Annotated in this window: 14 protein-coding genes; 4 read left to right on the forward strand and 10 right to left on the reverse strand. The window is 58.6% G+C overall.

The genetic code is table 11. The annotated features are described in order from the left end of the window. Positions 1–144 precede the first annotated feature (144 nt). The 3 genes from JOE65_RS09175 to leuS form a co-directional block, all read right to left on the reverse strand. On the reverse strand, positions 145–885 hold the full coding sequence (locus JOE65_RS09175) for a helix-hairpin-helix domain-containing protein (protein WP_205162903.1): 741 nt from the start codon (positions 883–885) through the stop codon (positions 145–147). A 69-nt stretch (positions 886–954) separates the two neighbouring features. Next, complete coding sequence (locus JOE65_RS09180; RefSeq protein WP_205162904.1) at positions 955–1938, reverse strand: DegV family protein; 984 nt, start codon at positions 1936–1938, stop codon at positions 955–957. A gap of 9 nt (positions 1939–1947) precedes the next feature. Beyond that, a complete protein-coding gene (gene leuS / locus JOE65_RS09185) occupies positions 1948–4446 on the reverse strand; it encodes a leucine--tRNA ligase (protein ID WP_338021599.1) in 2499 nt (832 codons plus the stop codon). 322 nt (positions 4447–4768) lie between these two features. Between leuS and JOE65_RS09190 the strand changes: the two genes are divergently transcribed. After that, a complete protein-coding gene (locus tag JOE65_RS09190) occupies positions 4769–8242 on the forward strand; it encodes a bifunctional proline dehydrogenase/L-glutamate gamma-semialdehyde dehydrogenase (RefSeq protein WP_205162905.1) in 3474 nt (1157 codons plus the stop codon). A gap of 74 nt (positions 8243–8316) precedes the next feature. Here the strand turns inward: JOE65_RS09190 and glpK are convergent, their stop codons facing one another. Continuing rightward, positions 8317–9831 carry a glycerol kinase GlpK gene (gene glpK / locus JOE65_RS09195; protein ID WP_205162906.1) on the reverse strand — a complete coding sequence of 505 codons (1515 nt, stop codon included), beginning with the start codon at positions 9829–9831 and terminating at the stop codon, positions 8317–8319. A 70-nt stretch (positions 9832–9901) separates the two neighbouring features. After that, on the reverse strand, positions 9902–10651 hold the full coding sequence (locus tag JOE65_RS09200) for an MIP/aquaporin family protein (protein ID WP_205162907.1): 750 nt from the start codon (positions 10649–10651) through the stop codon (positions 9902–9904). Between the two features lie 198 nt (positions 10652–10849). Here JOE65_RS09200 and JOE65_RS09205 point away from each other — a divergent pair, with 198 nt between their 5' ends. From JOE65_RS09205 to JOE65_RS09215, 3 genes are all read left to right on the forward strand, one after another. Continuing rightward, a complete protein-coding gene (locus tag JOE65_RS09205) occupies positions 10850–11701 on the forward strand; it encodes an aldo/keto reductase (protein ID WP_239536669.1) in 852 nt (283 codons plus the stop codon). 122 nt (positions 11702–11823) lie between these two features. Continuing rightward, on the forward strand, positions 11824–12600 hold the full coding sequence (locus JOE65_RS09210; RefSeq protein WP_205162908.1) for an alpha/beta fold hydrolase: 777 nt from the start codon (positions 11824–11826) through the stop codon (positions 12598–12600). After that, positions 12585–13691 (forward strand): glycosyltransferase, encoded by a 1107-nt coding sequence (locus tag JOE65_RS09215; RefSeq protein WP_205162909.1) that lies wholly within the window; start codon positions 12585–12587, stop codon positions 13689–13691. Before JOE65_RS09210 ends, JOE65_RS09215 begins: the two co-directional genes overlap by 16 nt. A 10-nt stretch (positions 13692–13701) precedes the next feature. Here the strand turns inward: JOE65_RS09215 and JOE65_RS09220 are convergent, their stop codons facing one another. Genes JOE65_RS09220 through gmk form a run of 5 tightly spaced genes read right to left on the reverse strand, consistent with a single transcriptional unit; the run spans position 13702 to position 19119 of the window. Next, entirely contained in the window at positions 13702–15786 is a 2085-nt protein-coding gene (locus JOE65_RS09220; protein ID WP_205162910.1) for a primosomal protein N', read from the reverse strand. Positions 15787–15790: 4 nt separating this feature from the next. Further along, positions 15791–16996 carry a methionine adenosyltransferase gene (gene metK, locus JOE65_RS09225; RefSeq protein WP_205162911.1) on the reverse strand — a complete coding sequence of 402 codons (1206 nt, stop codon included), beginning with the start codon at positions 16994–16996 and terminating at the stop codon, positions 15791–15793. A gap of 17 nt (positions 16997–17013) precedes the next feature. After that, positions 17014–18225 (reverse strand): bifunctional phosphopantothenoylcysteine decarboxylase/phosphopantothenate--cysteine ligase CoaBC, encoded by a 1212-nt coding sequence (coaBC, locus tag JOE65_RS09230; RefSeq protein ID WP_205162912.1) that lies wholly within the window; start codon positions 18223–18225, stop codon positions 17014–17016. Between the two features lie 23 nt (positions 18226–18248). Continuing rightward, positions 18249–18515, reverse strand: coding sequence for a DNA-directed RNA polymerase subunit omega (rpoZ, locus tag JOE65_RS09235; protein WP_205162913.1), 267 nt, complete (start codon positions 18513–18515; stop codon positions 18249–18251). Between the two features lie 34 nt (positions 18516–18549). Then, complete coding sequence (gene gmk, locus JOE65_RS09240) at positions 18550–19119, reverse strand: guanylate kinase (protein WP_205162914.1); 570 nt, start codon at positions 19117–19119, stop codon at positions 18550–18552. Between the last annotated feature and the right edge of the window lie 10 nt (positions 19120–19129).

Raw genomic sequence — 19129 nt, forward strand, 5'->3', positions numbered from 1 at the left:
TGGTTCAGCAGGCGGTCGGTGAGCAGCAAGGATTGGGTGAAGGCGCGCCCAGAGTCCTATTCCTTGTGTATTGGCGGCTTTGTTGTCCTGTTCAGTGGTAGATGCCGAGTCAATAAACTTTCGCCAAGGGCTTTGCTGTCCCATCTAAACCGTGACCAGGTCTGCAAGAGAAGCCATCATAGCTTCGCCTACTCCTGATACGGCGTCCAGATCGGCGATGCTGGAATATCCGCCGTGTTCTTCACGCCACTTGACAATTCTCCCCGCAAGGACGGGCCCGACACCAGGTAAAGCTTGAAGCTCATCTGAGGAAGCGCTGTTCAGGTTCACAAGGCCGCCACTCTCCTCAGTGGCTCCTGCTCCGGCTCCAGCAGGTACTTGTTCGCCCACCCTGGGAACGTACAATTGCACACCATCGGTCAGCGGTGCTGCTAAATTTACTGCGTCCAGTGCAGCCTCGGGCAGGGCTCCACCTGCCGCCTCGATGGCTTCGAAAATCCGGCTTCCATCCAAGAGCGAGACAACACCGGGCTTATTGACGGCGCCTGCAACGTGCACAATGATGTCACCCCCTTTTGTCACCCCCTTCTGCGTGCTTTCGGACTTTTGGGCGTCGTCATCGCCTTCCGGTTCCGTAGACGGAAAAACGCCGGGAGGCACCGGCGAGGAATCAGCAGCGCCGACTTCATCAATGCTGACGGCCGCGAGGGGTTCGTTGGGCTGCTGAAGGAAGATGATGAGGCAAGCCGCAGCGATGAGCACAAGGCACATTCCGGTCACACCGACCGCGATTCGGAATCGCGGAGTACCGCTCACCGGCTCGGGCGCCATATCGTCTGAGGACGATCGACTTCCGGCTTGTGTTGCCCACCTGTGACGGCCCATAAAATGAGCCTAGGATCCGTAGAGCCTGTGAACAGTGGCTGTCCCAAGAGATGTGGATGGTTTGGGAGGCTAGCCAACCTGGGGAGGGGAAGTTGAACTATCTGCGGGTGCAGCCACTACCGAGGACGCCACAGCGATGGCCACGGCGCCCAATCCTCCGTGGGCGGCCAGTACGGCGGGGAGCCGAGACTGGACAATATCGACTTCCGGCAGGTGGGCCAGCAACTCATCCACAACGGCGCTTGCCTGTTCCTCATTGCCAAAGTGATGAACAGCTATCAAGGGCGTTCCGCTTCTGGCCAAAGCGTCCATCACAACGATCTCGACAAGGCGCCCCACGGCGCGCGGAGCGGTACGCGCCTTCTCCAGCAGAACAATACCGCCGTCGACAACCTGCAGAATTGGCTTGACGGCCAATAGCATTCCGATCCACCCCGCTGCTGGCCCGATACGTCCGCCTCGCCTCAGCTGATCCAAAGACGGTACATAGAAGTACAGGTTCGTTTCAGCTGTCATCTTTCGCGCCCGGTCTGCCACGACCGCCAGAGACGACCCTTTTGCGGCTTCTTCAGCGGCGGCGATCACTCCATAGCCCATCGCCATGGCAACTGTTCGGCTATCGAGGACTTCCACCGGAAAGTCCACGCGGCGTGAGGCCAACCGGGCTGCATCCACCGTTCCCGAGAGAGCCCCGGATAGGTGAATCGAGACTGCACCGGTGAACCCTGCCAGTTTCAGCTCTCTGTACTTGGCTTCAAATTGGCCCGGCGACGGCCTCGAAGTGACGACGCGCTTTCCTTCCGCAAGGGCGATCGCCAACGTTGACGTCAGATCGACTTCGTCCTCGCTGAATATCCGATCGTTGATCATGACCGGCATCTGGACTGTGCTCACCGTGCCGGGTAGAACCGCGGTTGCGCCATGCGTTCCGCCCGCCGTGTCAGGTAAAGCCGCTGCAGAGTCGGTTACAACGGCGATGCGTGTCCCGCTTCCAGGCATGCTGGAGGCTGGCGCTTTCCTGATGCGCTTCGAAGCACGGTCCAGCCAGCTCATGACCAGAACCTACACGGGAACGATGTTGACCAGCTTGGGCGCTCGGACTATCACCGTGCGGATCTCCTGCCCATCAAGCGCTCGCAGAGCTGCTTCTGATCGCAGAGCCAGATCCCGGAGTTCGTCCTCGCTGATATCCGGTGACACCTCGAGGCGGTCACGGACCTTGCCCTTGACTTGGACCACGGCTGTAATACTGTCCACCGTCAACAAGGATTCGTCAACGGTCGGCCAACCTGCAGCGGCCACCGAGGGCTCATGCCCGAGGATCGACCACATATCCTCCGCAGTATAAGGGGCAAAGAGACTGAGCACGACGGCGACCGCCTCCGTTGCCTCCCGCACTGCTGGATCGGCTGCACCAGCCCCCGAATCGATTTCCTTGCGAGTGGCGTTCACCAGTTCCATGATTTTGGCAATGACAACATTGAACTTGTGCTGGTCCAGCAGCACGGAAGCGTCCGCGACTGTCCTGTGCGTTGCTGAGCGAAGGCCCCTGTTTCCCATTGATGGATCGGTTCCGGGCGTGGTGGCAACATCGCGGGCGAGCCGCCATGCGCGGGCCAGGAACTTCGCGGACCCGGATGGCGAAACGTCTGCCCAGTCCACGTCGTCTTCCGGTGGTGAAGCGAAAATCATGGTCAGACGGACCGCATCAACACCGAAAGTGTCCAGCTGCTCCCCCAGATCAACGCCATTACCCAGAGACTTACTCATGGCCTTGCCGCCGTTGAGCACCTGACCCTGGTTCAGCAAAGCATTGAACGGTTCATCAAAGTCGATGAGTCCAAGATCATTAATGACCTTGGTGAAGAACCGGGCATACAAGAGATGGAGGATAGCGTGTTCGACTCCTCCGACGTACTGCTGCACTGGCAGCCAGTTGTTGGCGGCGTCAGAGTCGAAAGGTCCATCAGTATACCCTGGCGACGTGAACCGCAAGAAGTACCACGAGGAATCCACAAAGGTATCCATGGTGTCCGTATCCCGGGTAGCACTACCGCTACAGCGCGGGCAATCCACTGCAGCCCAATCACGTGCCGCGGCCAAAGGAGAAGTGCCCTTCGGCGCGAGCTCCTCACCACGCAGGTTCTCTGGAAGGGTGACCGGAAGCTGGTCATCTGGAACCGGTACCTCACCGCAGCTGGCGCAGTGAATGATGGGAATGGGAGTTCCCCAGAATCGCTGTCGTGACAGCAACCAATCGCGGAGCCGGAAGTTGACAGTTTCTTCGCCGGCGTCACTGGAGGTAAGAATTCGGACGGCTACAGCGACCGCCTCCTCTTGCGGCAGGCCTGTAAGCGACCCTGAGTTGACAAGCGTTCCATCTCCCGTGGTCGCCATACCGGATTCAGCGGGGTGCGCTTCTCCCGTGTCCACAACGACACGCACCGGAAGATCGAAAGCCAGAGCAAAGTCTAGGTCGCGCTGGTCATGTGCCGGCACAGCCATGATGGAACCTGTTCCATAATCTGCCAGAACGTAATCGGCGGCCCACACGGGAAGACGTTCCCCACTGAGCGGGTTAATGGCATAACGTCCGGTGAAGACGCCGGTCTTTTCGCGTTCAGTGGACTGGCGTTCGATCTCGGAGAGCGACCGCACCTTGTCCCTGTACTGCTCTAGCTCGGGGCGGCGGGCCTCCGTGACCAGATCCACCGCAAGCTGGGAGTCAGCGGCGACTACGTAAAAGGTAGCCCCGTAAAGGGTGTCCGGCCGCGTTGTGAACACGGTGACGTCGTGTTCAGGCTGGTCTGGGGTGGATTCAATTCGGAACCGAACATGAGCGCCCGCGGATCGGCCTATCCAGTTTCGTTGCATGGACAGGACTCGGTCTGGCCACTTGCCCTCCAACTGCGCCATGTCATCCAGTAGTCTGTCCGCGTAGTCCGTGATGCGGAAGTACCACTGATTGAGTGACTTTTTTGTGACTGGGGTACCGCAGCGTTCGCAGGCACCGTTGACAACCTGTTCGTTGGCGAGCACCGTCTGGTCCTTTGGGCACCAGTTCACTGGCGAATCCTTGCGGTATGCCAGTCCTTTCTCGTAGAAGCGTAGGAACAACCACTGTGTCCAACGGTAGTACTCGGAGTCCGAGGTATGCAGCCTGCGCGACCAGTCTGCACTGATCGCATAGCGCTTGAAAGATGCTGCCTGAGTGTCAATGTTTGCGTACGTCCACTCGCTCGGGTGCGCATTTCTCTGGATCGCCGCGTTCTCAGCGGGCAGGCCAAAAGAGTCCCATCCAATGGGATGGAGCACATCATAGCCAAGCTGTCGCCAGTAGCGAGAGATGACGTCCCCCATGGCGAAAGCCTCGGCATGCCCCATGTGAAGATCGCCTGAGGGGTACGGGAACATGTCCAGGACGTAGCGCCGTTCCCGGCTTCCGTCGTCGAGCGGTGTGAAGACTTTGAGCTCATCCCACACCGCTGGCCACTTTCGCTCCATCGCGGCAAAGCTGTAGACGGCGTCCGGAGACCGGGAATCAGTTGGCTCGTTACTCACTGGCTATGCCCTGTCCTCTATCTGTTTCTTCAACGAACTCCTGCCCTGAACACACAAAAGCCCCTCGTGGGAACAAGGGGCGGACCGCACTCGATGTGCGGCTATCCAAGGCAAAGAATGAGATCCATGGATCCACTTTAGCGCAGATTGTAGGAACCACGGCCTGACTCAGGATACGATATTTATGGTATGTGTGTGAATACCACGGGCCGGGGCGGAGTGCGTCCACGGCGGGGATCGGCTGACTCGCGTCAGGCGGGGCCACGGACCACCGTGGTCGGCGAAGCGGCAGCCCGTCACATCGTTAGGTAATCGAATAAACATGGGTAATAGCTTTACTCCAATGGACCCTGCTCCGGAGGAATTGGCTGACGATGTGGTAGCGCTCGTGGAGCGCTGGCTGCACCTCTCAGACGACTTCCATCCAACATCCACAGCAACTCCCTTAAAAGCCAAGAAGGGCACAAAATCAGCAGCCCTGCTGGCTGAAGTCCTCAAAGATGCGTCCGGGCTAAATTTCACGATCGGATTCGTCGATCGCGTCATCCGCCCCGAGGATACCGCTGTCGCTGCGAAGAATCTCTTCCAGTTGGCCGACCAGACGCCAACGTTCCTGCCGTGGTACATGCGTGCCGCGGTACGGCTCGGTGGGCGGCTAGCACCAGCCCTGCCGTGGATCGTCGTTCCTGTGGCCAGACGCGTGCTCCGCGAGATGGTGGCGCACCTCATTGTTGACGCACGGCCGAATCAGCTGGGTAAGGCGATCAGCGAGCTCACTGACGATTCATCGGTACGCCTGAACATCAATCTTCTGGGTGAGGCAGTACTGGGCGACGCCGAGGCAGACGCCCGTCTTGAAGGAACCCGCGAGCTGTTGCTCCGTGATGATGTCGACTACGTGTCCATCAAGGTTTCCTCGGTCGTCAGCTCGCTGAACTTGTGGGCTTTTGACGACATGGTTGAGCATGTCGCTGAACGTCTGGTGCCACTATTCCAGACAGCCGCATCCTCGCCCATGCCGAAGTTCATTAACTTGGACATGGAGGAGTACCACGACCTCGACCTCACCGTCGCAGTCTTCAAACGGATCCTCGCCCATCCGGAACTGAAGTTCCTTGAGGCGGGAATTGTTCTCCAGGCGTACTTGCCAGATGCTCTTGCTGCGCTTCAGGATTTGACCGTGTGGACCAAGGAACGCAAGGCAGATGGCGGTGCAGGTATCAAGGTCCGTCTCGTCAAGGGCGCCAACCTGCCCCTGGAAATTGTTGACGCTACTCTGCACGGCTGGGAAGTCGCGACGTGTGATAGCAAGCAGGAAACGGACACCAACTTCAAGCGCGTGCTGGACTGGGCACTGCGTCCGGAGAACTCGGCCGCCGTCCGGATGGGCGTTGCCGGACACAACCTCTTCGACGTCGCTTTCGCACGAATCCTATCGGAAAAGCGTGGTGTAGCTGACAGGGTCGAGTTCGAAATGCTGCTTGGGATGGCCGAGGAACAGGCAGCTGAAATCAAAAAAGATGTCGGTTCGCTCCTGCTCTACACACCTGTGGTGCATCCGGACCACTTTGACGTCGCCATCAGCTACCTGATCCGTAGGCTGGAGGAGAACGCCAGCCAGGAAAACTTCATGTCGGCCGTTTTCGAGCTGACTTCCAACCCGACGCTTTTCATGCGCGAAAAGCAGCGGTTCCTCGATTCGCTGTATGAAGTAGACCAGATAGTTCCAGGCCCGCAGCGGTCCCAGGACACGGGCCGCTTCGAAATAGCGAACGACGGCGATTTCGTGAACCAGCCAGATTCGGATCCCTCGCTGGCGAATATCAGGCAGTGGGGCGCGGGCATCATCAGCCGCATGGAATCCTCGGACCTCGGAAATTCGTTGGTCGAGGAATCATTTCTGGCAACACATGACGACGTCGACGCCGTCGTCACACGGGCTCTCGCTGCCCAGCCCGATTGGGCAGCTCTTGGTGGGGCCGGACGCGGCAAAGTTCTCCGGCATGCTGCCGCAGCGTTGGCCGAACGACGCGGTGAGCTCATTGAAGTTGCCGGCAGCGAGACCGGCAAGACCGTAGCTGAAGCGGATCCGGAAATTTCTGAGGCCATTGACTTCGCCACCTACTACGCCTACTTGGCCGATGAGTTGGATCAGATTCCCGGCGCAAAATTTGTCCCGTCGAAGCTCACAGTTGCTACTCCCCCATGGAACTTCCCCATCGCCATCCCAGCTGGTTCCATCCTGGCTCCGCTGGCAGCTGGCAGTGCCGTCATCATGAAGCCAGCGCCGCAGGCTCGCCGCTGTGCCGCCGTGATCGTGGAAGCGCTCTGGGACGCAGGTGTTCCGCGCGATGTCCTCATTTTTGCGGACGTGGAGGAGGGCGATGTCGGACAGCACCTGATCGCTAATAAAGCAGTAGAACGGGTCATCCTGACTGGTGCCTACGACACCGCTAAACTCTTCCGGTCGTGGCGGAAGGACTTGCCGCTGCTGGCGGAAACCAGCGGAAAGAACGCCCTCATCATCACTCCGAGCGCGGATCTGGATCTTGCTGCCGCAGATCTGGTGAAGTCTGCTTTCGGGCATGCAGGACAGAAGTGTTCGGCGGCATCGCTCGGTATTCTGGTGGGATCGGTCGGAGAATCCGAACGCCTCTTGAACCAGATCGTCGACGCGGCATCGTCACTCAAGGTCGGCTATCCTCAGAATCCCGAAACTGAGATGGGCCCCATCATTGAGCCCGCCTCGGGCAAACTGAAGACGGCTCTGACCACGCTGGGTGAAGGCGAGTCGTGGCTGGTAGAACCTCGGCAACTCGACGACACTGGCAAGCTCTGGTCCCCCGGAATCCGCACGGGTGTCAAGCCCGGGAGCTACTTCCATCTCACCGAGTTCTTTGGCCCCGTACTGGGCTTGATTCATGTGGACACCATTGAAGAGGCAATCGAAGTCCAGAATGCCCCCGTCTATGGGCTGACTGCAGGGTTGCATAGTATGGATAGTCAGGAGTTGGCACAATGGATCGATCAGGCTCAGGCCGGTAACCTCTACGTCAACCGTGGGATCACGGGAGCGATCGTCAGGCGTCAGCCCTTCGGCGGCTGGAAGCGTTCCGCCGTGGGACCAGGCGCGAAGGCTGGCGGCCCCAACTACCTCATCCATCTGGGCTCGTGGGAGCCGATTCCTCTGTTCCAGGGCGATGTCCATGTGGCACTCAGCACGCCGGTGAGGCAACTGCTGAAGTCGGCGGAAATCTCACGGGGAGAGACTGCGTTCCTGGGCCGTGCCCTTGCGGACGACCAGCGCCAGTATGCCACTATGTTCGGCACCGTCAGCGACGTCTCGGGTCTCGGCGTCGAACGCAATGAATTTCGGTATGTGCCAACCGAAGTAACCATCCGCCAAAACGAGGCAGGCTCCGTCGCAGAGACCATCCGCGTGTTGGCGGCCGGACTACGCGCGGGGGCAACTGTTTCCCTGAGCACCTCCAGCCAACTCTCCGCAAAGCTCGAGAAGATGCTGGGCGTAGACGGTATCGCACACGTCGTTGAGAACGACGGCGAGTGGCTCTCCAGGGCGCCCAAGGCCAGTCTTGGCCGTGTTCGCCTGATCGGTGGCGGATACAAGGCCCTGTGCGAGGCTACGGAGGGATCCCCCGACGTGGCGATCTACGATGGTCCGGTTACCGAGGCAGGACGGATCGAAATGCTTCCGTTCTTCCTGGAACAGGCCATCAGCATCACTGCGCATCGCTTCGGTAACCCTGACAGTGTTTCGCAGACTGTTTTGAAGTAATCCATCGATAAACACAAGGGATGGCACCGCTTGACTGCGGAGCCATCCCTTGTGCGTTGATCAATCAGTAGAGTTTACTGAACGTCTTCATCAACCCAGTCAAAGGACTTGGTAACTGCCTTCTTCCAGAGCCTCATCTGACGGTCGCGCTCGGCAACGTCCATTTGCGGCTCCCACCTCTTGTCTTCAGCCCAGTTCTGGGACAGCTCGTCGGTATCCTTCCAGAAGTCGACAGCGAGCCCCGCAGCGTAGGCTGCACCCAGGGCCGTTGTCTCGATGACCTTTGGCCGGATGACGGTAATGCCGAGGATATCTGCCTGGAACTGCATCAGGGCGTCGTTGGCGACCATGCCGCCGTCGACCCGAAGATCTTCCATATCCACCCCAGAATCAGCATTCGCTGCGTCTAGGACCTCCCGAGTCTGGAAGGCCGTCGCCTCCAATGCTGCACGGGCGATGTGTCCCTTGTTGACAAACCTGGTCATGCCGACGATCACGCCTCTGGCGTCGCCGCGCCAGTAGGGAGCGAAGAGGCCGGAGAACGCTGGAACAATGTAGACACCGCCGTTGTCCTCCACGGTTTTGGCCAGCTGTTCCACCTCCGGCGCCGATTTGATGATGCCCAGGTTGTCGCGCAGCCACTGGATCAGGGAACCAGTCACCGCGATCGAACCTTCCAGGGCGTAAACCGGCTTGCTGTCACCGAGCTTGTAACAGACGGTCGTCAACAAGCCGTTTTTGGAGTGGACTATCTCCTCACCGGTATTGACGATCATGAAGTTGCCAGTGCCATACGTGTTCTTCGCGCCGCCCTTGTCGAAAGCGGCCTGACCGAACGTAGCGGCCTGCTGGTCTCCGAGTATCCCGGCAACGGGTACCTCGCGCAGGAGCTGAGAGGTATGCACAGTTCCATAGACTTCCGAGGATGACTTGATCTCCGGCATCATCGAACGGGGAACCCCGAAAGTAGCGAGAATTTCCTCGTCCCACTCCAGTTTTGCCAGATCCATGAAAAGGGTTCTGGACGCGTTGGTGACGTCCGTGATGTGGACACCGCCGTCCGTTCCACCGGTGAGATTCCATGTCACCCAGCTGTCCGTGTTTCCGAACAGCAGATCCCCAGCATCCGCTTTTTCGCGGGCACCGTCGACATTGTCCAGAATCCACTTGATCTTGGTTCCGGAGAAGTAGGTTGCCAAGGGCAAGCCCACCTTTTCCTTAAAACGCTCCACTCCTCCGTCCGCGGCGAGCTCGTCGATAATTTTCTGTGTCCGTGTGTCCTGCCAAACGATGGCGTTGTACACCGGTTTACCCGTGTTGCGATCCCAAACGACCGCGGTCTCGCGCTGATTGGTAATACCGACCGCAGCGATGTCGTGCCTCGTGAGATTCGCTTTGGACAGTGCGGTACCAATCACCTCCCGGGTGTTGTCCCAGATCTCGGTTGCATTATGTTCCACCCAGCCAGCCTTGGGGAAGATCTGCTCATGTTCCTTCTGACCACTGGAAACAATATTGCCGTCGTGGTCGAACACGATGGCCCGGCTACTCGTGGTTCCCTGGTCTATCGCAATGACGTACTTCGACATTTGATACTCCTTCGCTTTGTATGCTTGCCGGCAGAGTGCCCCGTAAGGATCACCGCTACCTCAGGGCCGATCACGCTGCGGCTGGGATGGCCATCAACGTCGCCGCGAAACCTGCAATGACGCCACCTACAATGGGTCCCGCGATCGGCACCCACGCGTAGGCCCAGTCGCTTGGGCCCTTGCCACGGATAGGCAGAATTGCATGTGCTATACGCGGCCCCAGGTCACGGGCGGGATTAATGGCGTATCCGGTGGGACCACCGAGTGATGCACCAATGCCGACAACGAGTAGTGCAACCGCAAGCGGGCCAAGCTTGTCGGGGGTACCACCGAAGACCAGAATGACAAAGACCAGGACGAACGTCCCAATGACCTCCGTCAGGAAATTCCATCCATAGGAGCGAATCGCTGGACCGGTGGAAAAGACACCGAGTTTGTTGGCGGCGTCCGGCTCTTCATCGAAGTGCTGTTTGTAGGCCAGCCATGTGAAGACAGCGCCCACGATTCCGCCGAGTAGCTGCGCACACAGATAGACCAGAGTCGAGGCGAACGTCACCGCAACGCCAGCCGCATATTCCTCCCCACCATTAGCCCAGATTCCAAACGTCACGGCGGGGTTGATGTGCGCACCGGACTGGACCGCTACATACACGCCGGCAAAGACCGCGAGCCCCCACCCCCAGTTGACCATGAGGAATCCCCCGCTGTTGCCCTTCGTCTTTCCCAGTGCAACGTTGGCGACAACGCCGCAACCGAGAAGAACCAGCATGGCGGTGCCAGCAAACTCCGAGATAAAAACTGTGCCAAGCGATACTTCCATTGATAACTCCTCAGTGCCTCATAACTGGTCCCAGCCGGGTGGCTCGACCATACCTTCGGCGGGGAACGCAGCCGGGATCCGACGTCCTCCCCAAACCGGCACCACACCGCTGTAACTACCCCAGTTGTGGAGTGACGCTGATCGCATCATACCCACCAGCAGGCGACTTGTAGAGCCCTGATTCGGTAGAGTCTGAATATGTCATCAGCATCCCCGGGCTTGGCGCCGCAGCTCACTCTCAATAACGGAATACTGATGGATCAACTTGGTTTCGGCGTGTACAAAGTTCCGCAGGCAGACACTGCAAGGCTGTGTGGCGAAGCTATAGGTTGCGGCTACCGCCATATTGATACAGCCGCGCTCTACGGAAACGAAGAAGGTGTCGGTACGGCAGTGCGCAAATTTCTGTCCACGGGAGACCACCAACGGACCGACCTCTTCGTCACGACCAAGGTCTGGAATGAGAGCCAGGGCTTTACTGCGACGCTGCGGGCCTTTGAAGAATCGAGCATCAGGCTCGGATTGGATTACGTGGATCTTTACTTGATCCACTGGCCGTGTCCGGCGAAGAACCTGTTCCCTGAAACCTATAAGGCGCTGGAGAGGCTCCAATCCGATGGCCGGGTCCGCGCCATCGGAGTGTCCAACTTCAAGCAAGCTCACCTGGAAAAACTTCTGCAGGAGACGTCAGTGGTGCCAGCCGTCAACCAAGTAGAACTGCATCCCTGGCTGCAGCAGCAAGACCTGCGACGGTTCCACGACCGTACCGGTATTCGGACCGAGGCCTGGAGCCCTCTCGGCCGTGGAGCCGTGTTGTCTGACCCTGACATTGGACGGATCGCCGTCGAACTCGGGAAAAGTGCCGCCCAAATTATCCTCCGCTGGCACATTCAGTGCGGCAACATCGCAGTGCCGAAGGCAAGCAGTCCGGAGCGAATCGCGGGAAACATGGACATTTTTAATTTCGAGCTCGATCAGGAGCACATGAGTTGCATCTCTTCGCTGGATCGCGGACAACGAATCGGCTCAGACCCGGACGACATCAATTGATTGGCGCTGAAGCAAACAGGGCTCCCAGGACGCAACAGGTCACCACCCACACGATCAATGATCGACAGGCGCAGTATTGGACTTTTCCGAGCGAAGTGGGTTCCTGCGCACCGACGATCTTCATGGTGCATGGCTTTCGTGGAGATCACCACGGCCTCTTGCGGCTGGTTGAAGAGCTCCGTGCGTACAGCGTGATCGTCCCGGATCTACCCGGTTTTGGACAGTCAGAAGCTATGGATCGAAATAGCGTAGAAGACTATGCATCATTCGTTCTAGAATCTTTCAGAGTCCTGGCCCTAGCCGCGGATACGGTGCTACTGGGCCACTCCTTTGGTTCCATTGTCTGCTCCCGCTTTGCAGTGGAATATCCCCGATTGTTCAGCGAACTCATTCTGGTTAATCCCATTTGTGAGCCAGCACTGCAGGGACCGGGACGCATTGCCTCTAAGGCTGCAGAATTTTATTATGCTGCCGGTGCCGCCTTGCCGGAGCGCGCCGGCTCGTCGCTGCTCCGAAGCGTACTGGTGGCCCGCGGGATGAGTTGGATGATGGCGAAAACTAACCACAGGGAGACCCGCCGTTATATCCATGGGCAGCATCTGGCGTATTTTGGGAAGTTCGCCAACCGAACGGCATTACTGGAAACGTTCCGGACATCAATTTCCAACGATGTACTCCAGGTCGCTTCCCAATTGTTGAACCCTGTTTTACTCGTCGTTGCTGAGAAAGATGACCTAGGCTCGGTCCCTGCCCAGCGCAGACTTGCAGAGGTCATCCCGGATTCAACGCTAAGGGTCATCGCAGGCGTGGGACATCTCATTCACTATGAGACACCCGGCGTGGCCGCCGAATTGATCAATGAGTTTCTCAGCGGAAGGCACCAGTGCACATTGTCATAGACGCACGCTTCACCCGCATCGATCGACACGATGGAATCAGTCGCTACGGCGCGTCGTTGATCGCTGCTGTGGCCGACACGATTGCCTCGGAGTCCTCAGTCGACTCCTTGACCATGCTGATCAGCGACACACGCCAGCTCGAACTCCTGCCCAAGGTGCCCTACGAAATCATCAATTCACCGCTGTCCCCCGCCGAATTGTTCGTTGCCCGCCGGATCAACAGGCTCAAGCCCGACGTCGTCTTCTGCCCTATGCAGACCATGGGCACCTTCGGGCGCAGGTATCGACTGATCCTCACCCTTCACGACCTTATCTACTACGACAATCCCACACCGCCCCGGTTCCTTCCGTTGCCGGTGCGGCTCCTGTGGAGGCTCTTCCACCTGTCCTACTGGCCGCAGCGTCTATTGCTGAACCGGGCCGACGTTGTCGCGACCATCAGTAACACAACACGCGACCTCATAGTCCAACGAAACCTCACGCATAAACCCGTCATCATTGTAGGGAATGCACCTCAGTCCGGTACGCGCGCCCGCGACCCCCACGGAAGCCGACAGAAGACGCTGATCTACATGGGGTCATTCATGCCGTACAAGAACGTCGAAACCCTGATCCAGGCTATGAGGTTCCTTCCTGGATACAGCCTGCACCTGTTGAGCCGTATCCCAGATGCGAGACGAAACGAACTCGAAGAGCTTCTGCCACCCGTCGATGCTGCTGGTGCTTCTGTTCGCTTCCACAATGGAGTCAGCGACACCGAATATGACAGTCTGCTCCGGAACTCCACGGCACTGGTGACCCTCTCCCGCGCCGAAGGCTACGGATTACCGGTAATCGAAGCGATGGCTACGGGCACCCCGGTGATCGCTTCGGATATGCCAATATTCCGAGAAGTCGGTGGCGCTGCCGCACTCTATGTTGATGCAGACTCCGCGCACGGCGTCGCCGAAGCCGTGCGGCTCCTTGATACGCCCAACGAATGGGGCGCGCGGTCACGAGCGGGGATCGAGCGTGCGAGCACCTATCAATGGGAAGATTCTGCCCGAACCTTCATTGAGGCCGCACGAAACCTGCACGCTCAGTCCCGTTAGGCACGCACGATCACACTGCATCTGATGGATCCACTCGAACGTGAACCGGCTCCGTCAGATGTTTGGTGGACTGTCCGGACTTCCGTTCCTTCAGCTGGCGAACAACGTGCGCTGCATCCTGAAAGCTGAAGAACAGCAGCAGCCTCGAAGCGGCCACGGCTCGAGAATCCTCCACAGCCACCGGACCGGCGACTCGCACTGAATGCGGCAGGTCCAGCCCATCCATGAAAATCGCCAAGCTCTCTGGTGAACCAGTCAGGGAAGCCGTTCGAACAGCAGGTGGCAGGCCAACCTCTCTCCGTTCAGCCAGCTCTCGGGAAGCTGCACCGGCAGGATCCCAACGCACCAGCGACGCGACGGACATGCTGTCCCTGGCCGTAACGGCAACGGTTCCTCCGTCTGCGGCAGAACGAACCAGCACGGCCGCATTGAACCAACGCCGCCGCGCCTCCTCGCTGGCACGCAATGATTCTCGGTTCAGCATGATGTCGCCGTCGAGCAGCAATGCGGCCGCATACCCCCGCTCCGTCTGTGGCTCAGCACCTGGCGTAGCCACAACAATCGCGGGACGATCGGGAATCTGGTCGATGATGTGATCGCCGGAGGACGACACCACCGGGAACGAAGGAAAGGCACGACCTAGATCCTCGGCAGTGCGTCCGGCACCCATGGTCGCAACCCGCACGTTAGAATCCCCACACTGCTTGCAGCGAAACGCGTTTTCCGGATGGCCACACCAGCGACATGTGGGTACGGCACCTCGAGCAGATAAGGCAAGGGGACCCGAACAAACGCTGCATCTAGCTAGTTCTCGGCACCCCACACAAGCAAGAGCCGGAGCAAACCCGGCTCTTGCCACTTGAATGAGTACCGGTCCGCTCTCAAGCCCGGTCTTGGCAACCCTCCACGCTGAGTGAGGAATACGTGCCGTCTGAGCAAGCGGATCAATGGTGCTCTGAAACGAATCCGACGTATGAAGCACGCGTGGGGCGCGTCCGCGTAGAGCGGCTCGGTCCGCTTGGAGCGAGTGTGCCCAACCGGTTTCTACCAAGCGCTGGGACTCCGCACTGCGACTGAACGCGCTCAGCAATACCGCAGATCGTTCGTACTCAGCCCTCAGCAGCAGAACCTCGCGCGCGTGTTGATAAGGCGCACGCGGCTCGCTCAGCAGCGAGTCACCGTCGTCCCACAGGCAGACGAGTCCTAGATCTCTTACAGGAGCATATGCTGCCGACCTGGTGCCGATGGCAACACGTACGTCACCATGAAGTAGCTTCAGAAAGTTCCGGTAACGCGGTGTTGGACCATCCTCTGCCGAAAGACGCACAAACCGATCGGCACCAACCCGTTCTTTCAGCGCCGCCTCGAGAACGGCAAGGTCTCGTGCGTCTGGCACAACGGCCAGGGCCCCCCGCCCCGAATTCAGCGCAACGTTGATAGCCTCAGAAATCTCCGCCGCCCAGTCGTCCTGCCCGTAGCCACCCAACGACGTCAGCACTGCCCTAGGGTTCTCTCCCGAGGCCAGATGATGCACGAACTCTCCACCACCGGTATAACGCTTGAGAAGCTCCGGCTGAAGCGAGACAGTGTCCGCGCTAGTGGCGCCGGTTCGCTCCACGGCGGAGCCATCTCTGGCCACTGGCCAAGTTCGATCTGCGAACTCTTTGTCCACACGTGCCACTCTCGGCGGAACAGCCGATCGCAACACATCCGACAGAGTCCCGGCGTAGCGGTCCGCGATCAATCGGGCGATCATCAACACGGGTTGAGCCACAGGTTGGCTGGACATCACCTTGGAAAGTGGTCGAAGTGCACCGCGGACGCTGGTATGTGTCCGGCGCTCGGAGATGTATCCGGCCATAATGCGACCGGCAAAGCCAATCTTGACCCGACACCCGGGTTGGGCGGCGTCGGAAAGCTCCTCGGGCACCACGTAGTCGAACTCTCGGTCTAGATGAGGAACCGAAGAATCAAGAACAACGCCTGCATAGGGGGCCGAACCGCTCAGGATCGTGACATCTGCAGACTTTCCGGTGACCGGAAAACCGAGCAGAAGGGACGGTTGATGCGACTCCCCCGCGTCCCGGGGCCTCATGAGCTCACGCGTTGAAGTAACGCCGGAGCTCTTCCGTCCGGTTTGTCAGTTCCCACGTGAAATCCGGATCTTCACGACCGAAGTGGCCGTGCGCGGCCGTTTTGCGGTAAATCGGACGCAGGAGGTCCAGGTCATTGATGATAGCGAGTGGGCGAAGATCAAAAACTTCTTCAATAGCGTGTTCGATTTCAACGGGATCCACCATTGCGGTGCCGAAAGTCTCAACGTAAATACCAACTGGCCGGGCCATGCCGATCGCGTAGGCAATCTGAATTTCGGCTCGACGAGCCAGCCCTGCGGCAACGACATTCTTTGCCACCCATCGCATAGCGTAGGCACCGGACCGGTCAACCTTCGACGGGTCCTTTCCGCTGAATGCACCGCCTCCATGCCGTGCAAAACCGCCGTAGGTATCCACAATAATTTTGCGCCCGGTCAGTCCTGCATCGCCGACCGGGCCGCCAATAATGAATTCACCACCGGGATTCAAGATGTACTCGACATTGTCCACGTCTAGGGCTGTTGCCGAGAGGATCGGAGTAATGACCTCGCTGACGAGCTCGGAGCGCAACCGCTCCAGAGAGACATCCTCCGAGTGCTGCGATGAAATAACAACAGAGTCCACAGAGACCGGCGTATTGCCGTCATAACCAATAGTGACCTGCGTTTTGCCGTCTGGGCGTAGGTAATCGAGAACGCCGGTTTTTCGGACAGTGGTCAGCTTCTCGGAAAGCCGGTGTGCAAGCCAGATGGGCGTGGGCATGAGCACAGATGTTTCGTCGCTGGCGTAGCCGAACATGATCCCCTGGTCCCCAGCGCCCTGCAGGTCATAGGGATCTGTTCCCGTTCCCTCACGAGTTTCCCGGGATGTGAAAACGCCAGACGCGATTTCCTGAGACTGCTGTCCTATTGAGACGTTGACGCCACAACGGGCACCGTCGAATCCCTGAACTGAGGAGTCGTAGCCGATACCGAGAATGGTCTCCCGGACAATCTGAGGAATTTCGACGTATCCAGAAGTGGTGACCTCTCCTGCGACCTGCACTAGTCCGGTGGTGACCAGCGTCTCGACGGCAACGCGCGAGTCCGGGTCTGCAGTAAGCAGAGCATCCAGAATGGCGTCGCTGATTTGATCACAGATCTTGTCCGGATGGCCCTCGGTAACCGATTCCGAAGTAAACAGGCGTAGGGAGTTACTCTCTGAAGTCACGGATTCACTCTACTGGGTTACTCCATGAGGGCAGCAATGCTTGTCACAATAGTGTTTGCGACGTTCTCCTTGGTTCCCGCCACGGACGTCGTTTCCGAAGTTCCCGCGGTGAGAATTGTCACCGTAGTGGAGTCCTCACCGAAGACGTTCCCACCGCTGACGTCATTGAGGACCAGAAGGTCGCAGCCCTTGCGTCGCAGCTTTTCGCGGGCATAGGTGAGGGCGTCAGTCTGATCATCTCCTGTCTCCGCAGCAAAGCCTGCAATGAGAACTTTCTGACCCGAACGCTCTCGGTGCTCCACGAGTTCGCGGAGAATGTCAGGGTTACGTACGAGCTCTAGGACCGGGTCCGCGTAACCGTCACGCTTCTTGATCTTGCTTCCAGCTACTTCAGCGGGTCGGAAGTCCGCGACGGCAGCGGCCATGATCACGACATCGGCCAATGGCAGCTGTTCCATAACTGCTTGCTGCATCTCGGCGGTGGTCTCGACCTCAAGTACTTCCGCCCCACGGGGAACGCGCACCTCAGTGTTTGCAGCAATAACCTGAACCACGGCACCAGCTTCGATGGCTGAACGGGCCAGAGCCATGCCCTGCTTCCCTGACGACCGATTGCCCAGAAAACGAACCGGGTCCAGAGGTTCTCGGGTTCCGCCAACCGTGATGATGACCCGCTTGCCGCTCAGGCAACTCAGGTGGCGTCCACGTTCAAGTAGCGGTTGGAGAGATTCGACAATCGATGACGGTTCCGGCAGCCGCCCCGGCCCAGAATCCGGTCCCGTGAGGCGTCCTGAGTCTGGTTCCAAAACGATGTTTCCGCGGTCTCGAAGAATTTCGACGTTCCGAACCGTGGCAGGGTGTTGCCACATTTCCGTGTGCATAGCTGGCACATAACACACTGGGGATCCAGCCATCAACAACGTGGTTGTCAGCAGATCCCCGGCGAATCCGCCTGCAGCTTTTGCCAATAAATCCGCGGTGGCAGGGGCCACCACGACGAGGTCAGCTTCCTGCCCCAACCGGACATGATTGACCTGCGGAACTGCGTCAAAGACGTTATTGGTGACAGTTTTACCCGACAGGGCTTCCCACGTTGCTGTTCCAACAAAACGCGTCGCGGTTTCAGTAGGCACAACAGTGACGTCATGCCCCGCCTCAGTCAACAGACGCAGCAGCGACACCGCTTTAAAAGCGGCTATACCGCCGCCGACTCCCAGGACAATCCTCATGCGCGCGCTTTCCGCAGCCGATGCTATTCGGCGGCTGCAACATCCATGGGCTTTGAGACAAGCATACCCTCATTGATTTCACGCAGAGCAATGGACAGCGACTTTTCGTTCAGTCGTGTCTCAACTAGAGGACCTACGTATTCGAACAGTCCTTCATGAAGCTGAGAGTAATAAGCATTGATTTGCCGTGCTCGTTTTGCTCCGTAGATCACCAACGCGTACTTTGAGTCCGCAGCTTCCAGGAGGTCGTCAATCGGCGGGTTTATGATGCCCTCGGGGTGTGTAGACACAGTTTCTCCAAATTCCTTGTGCGGGCCGCGCAGACTAATCTTCCCGCGGTTCAATGCCCATCAGTGATACAAGTTTAGCTGCCGCCCCGCGAACGTCGTCGTTGATGACGGTGTGATCGAACTCAGACTCGGCAGCAAGTTCCAGTTTAGCGGTTTCCAGACGCCGCTGCTGCTCCTCAACACTTTCGGTGCCTCGACCCACCAGCCGACGTACCATTTCATCCCAACTGGGCGGGGCGAGGAAAACAAAATTGGCGTCCGGCATTGTCTCTTTAACCTGACGAGCACCCTGGAGATCGATCTCAAGCAACACGGATCTACCATCCGACATAGCCTCCTCCACGGTTCGACGGAGCGTGCCGTAACGGTTCCTTCCGTGGACAACAGCCCATTCCAACATCTGACCGTCACTAACCAGAGACTCGAACTCCCCAGCGCTGACGAAATAATAGTGAACGCCTTCTTCTTCGCCCGCCCTCGGGCTCCGAGTAGTCGCTGAAACAGAAAGCCAAACCTCGGGATAGTTGTCCCTGATGTATGTGGAGACGGTCCCCTTGCCAACGGCCGTGGGCCCTGCAAGTACCGTCAGCCGCGAATGCGACACGTGGTTCCTT

Source organism: Arthrobacter roseus (assembly GCF_016907875.1).
Taxonomy (GTDB): Bacteria; Actinomycetota; Actinomycetes; order Actinomycetales; family Micrococcaceae; genus Arthrobacter_J; species Arthrobacter_J roseus.

Bases quoted from the DNA above. Each gene is read 5' to 3' on its own strand.
- JOE65_RS09220 (WP_205162910.1), bottom strand. From the start codon at position 15,786: ATGAGGCCCCGGGACGCGGGGGAGTCGCATCAACCGTCCCTTCTGCTC.
- JOE65_RS09190 (WP_205162905.1), top strand. From the start codon at position 4,769: ATGGGTAATAGCTTTACTCCAATGGACCCTGCTCCGGAGGAATTGGCT.
- coaBC (WP_205162912.1), bottom strand. From the start codon at position 18,225: ATGAGGATTGTCCTGGGAGTCGGCGGCGGTATAGCCGCTTTTAAAGCG.
- JOE65_RS09175 (WP_205162903.1), bottom strand. From the start codon at position 885: ATGGGCCGTCACAGGTGGGCAACACAAGCCGGAAGTCGATCGTCCTCA.
- JOE65_RS09210 (WP_205162908.1), top strand. From the start codon at position 11,824: ATGGTGCATGGCTTTCGTGGAGATCACCACGGCCTCTTGCGGCTGGTT.
- JOE65_RS09200 (WP_205162907.1), bottom strand. From the start codon at position 10,651: ATGGAAGTATCGCTTGGCACAGTTTTTATCTCGGAGTTTGCTGGCACC.
- JOE65_RS09205 (WP_239536669.1), top strand. From the start codon at position 10,850: ATGTCATCAGCATCCCCGGGCTTGGCGCCGCAGCTCACTCTCAATAAC.
- glpK (WP_205162906.1), bottom strand. From the start codon at position 9,831: ATGTCGAAGTACGTCATTGCGATAGACCAGGGAACCACGAGTAGCCGG.
- JOE65_RS09180 (WP_205162904.1), bottom strand. From the start codon at position 1,938: ATGAGCTGGCTGGACCGTGCTTCGAAGCGCATCAGGAAAGCGCCAGCC.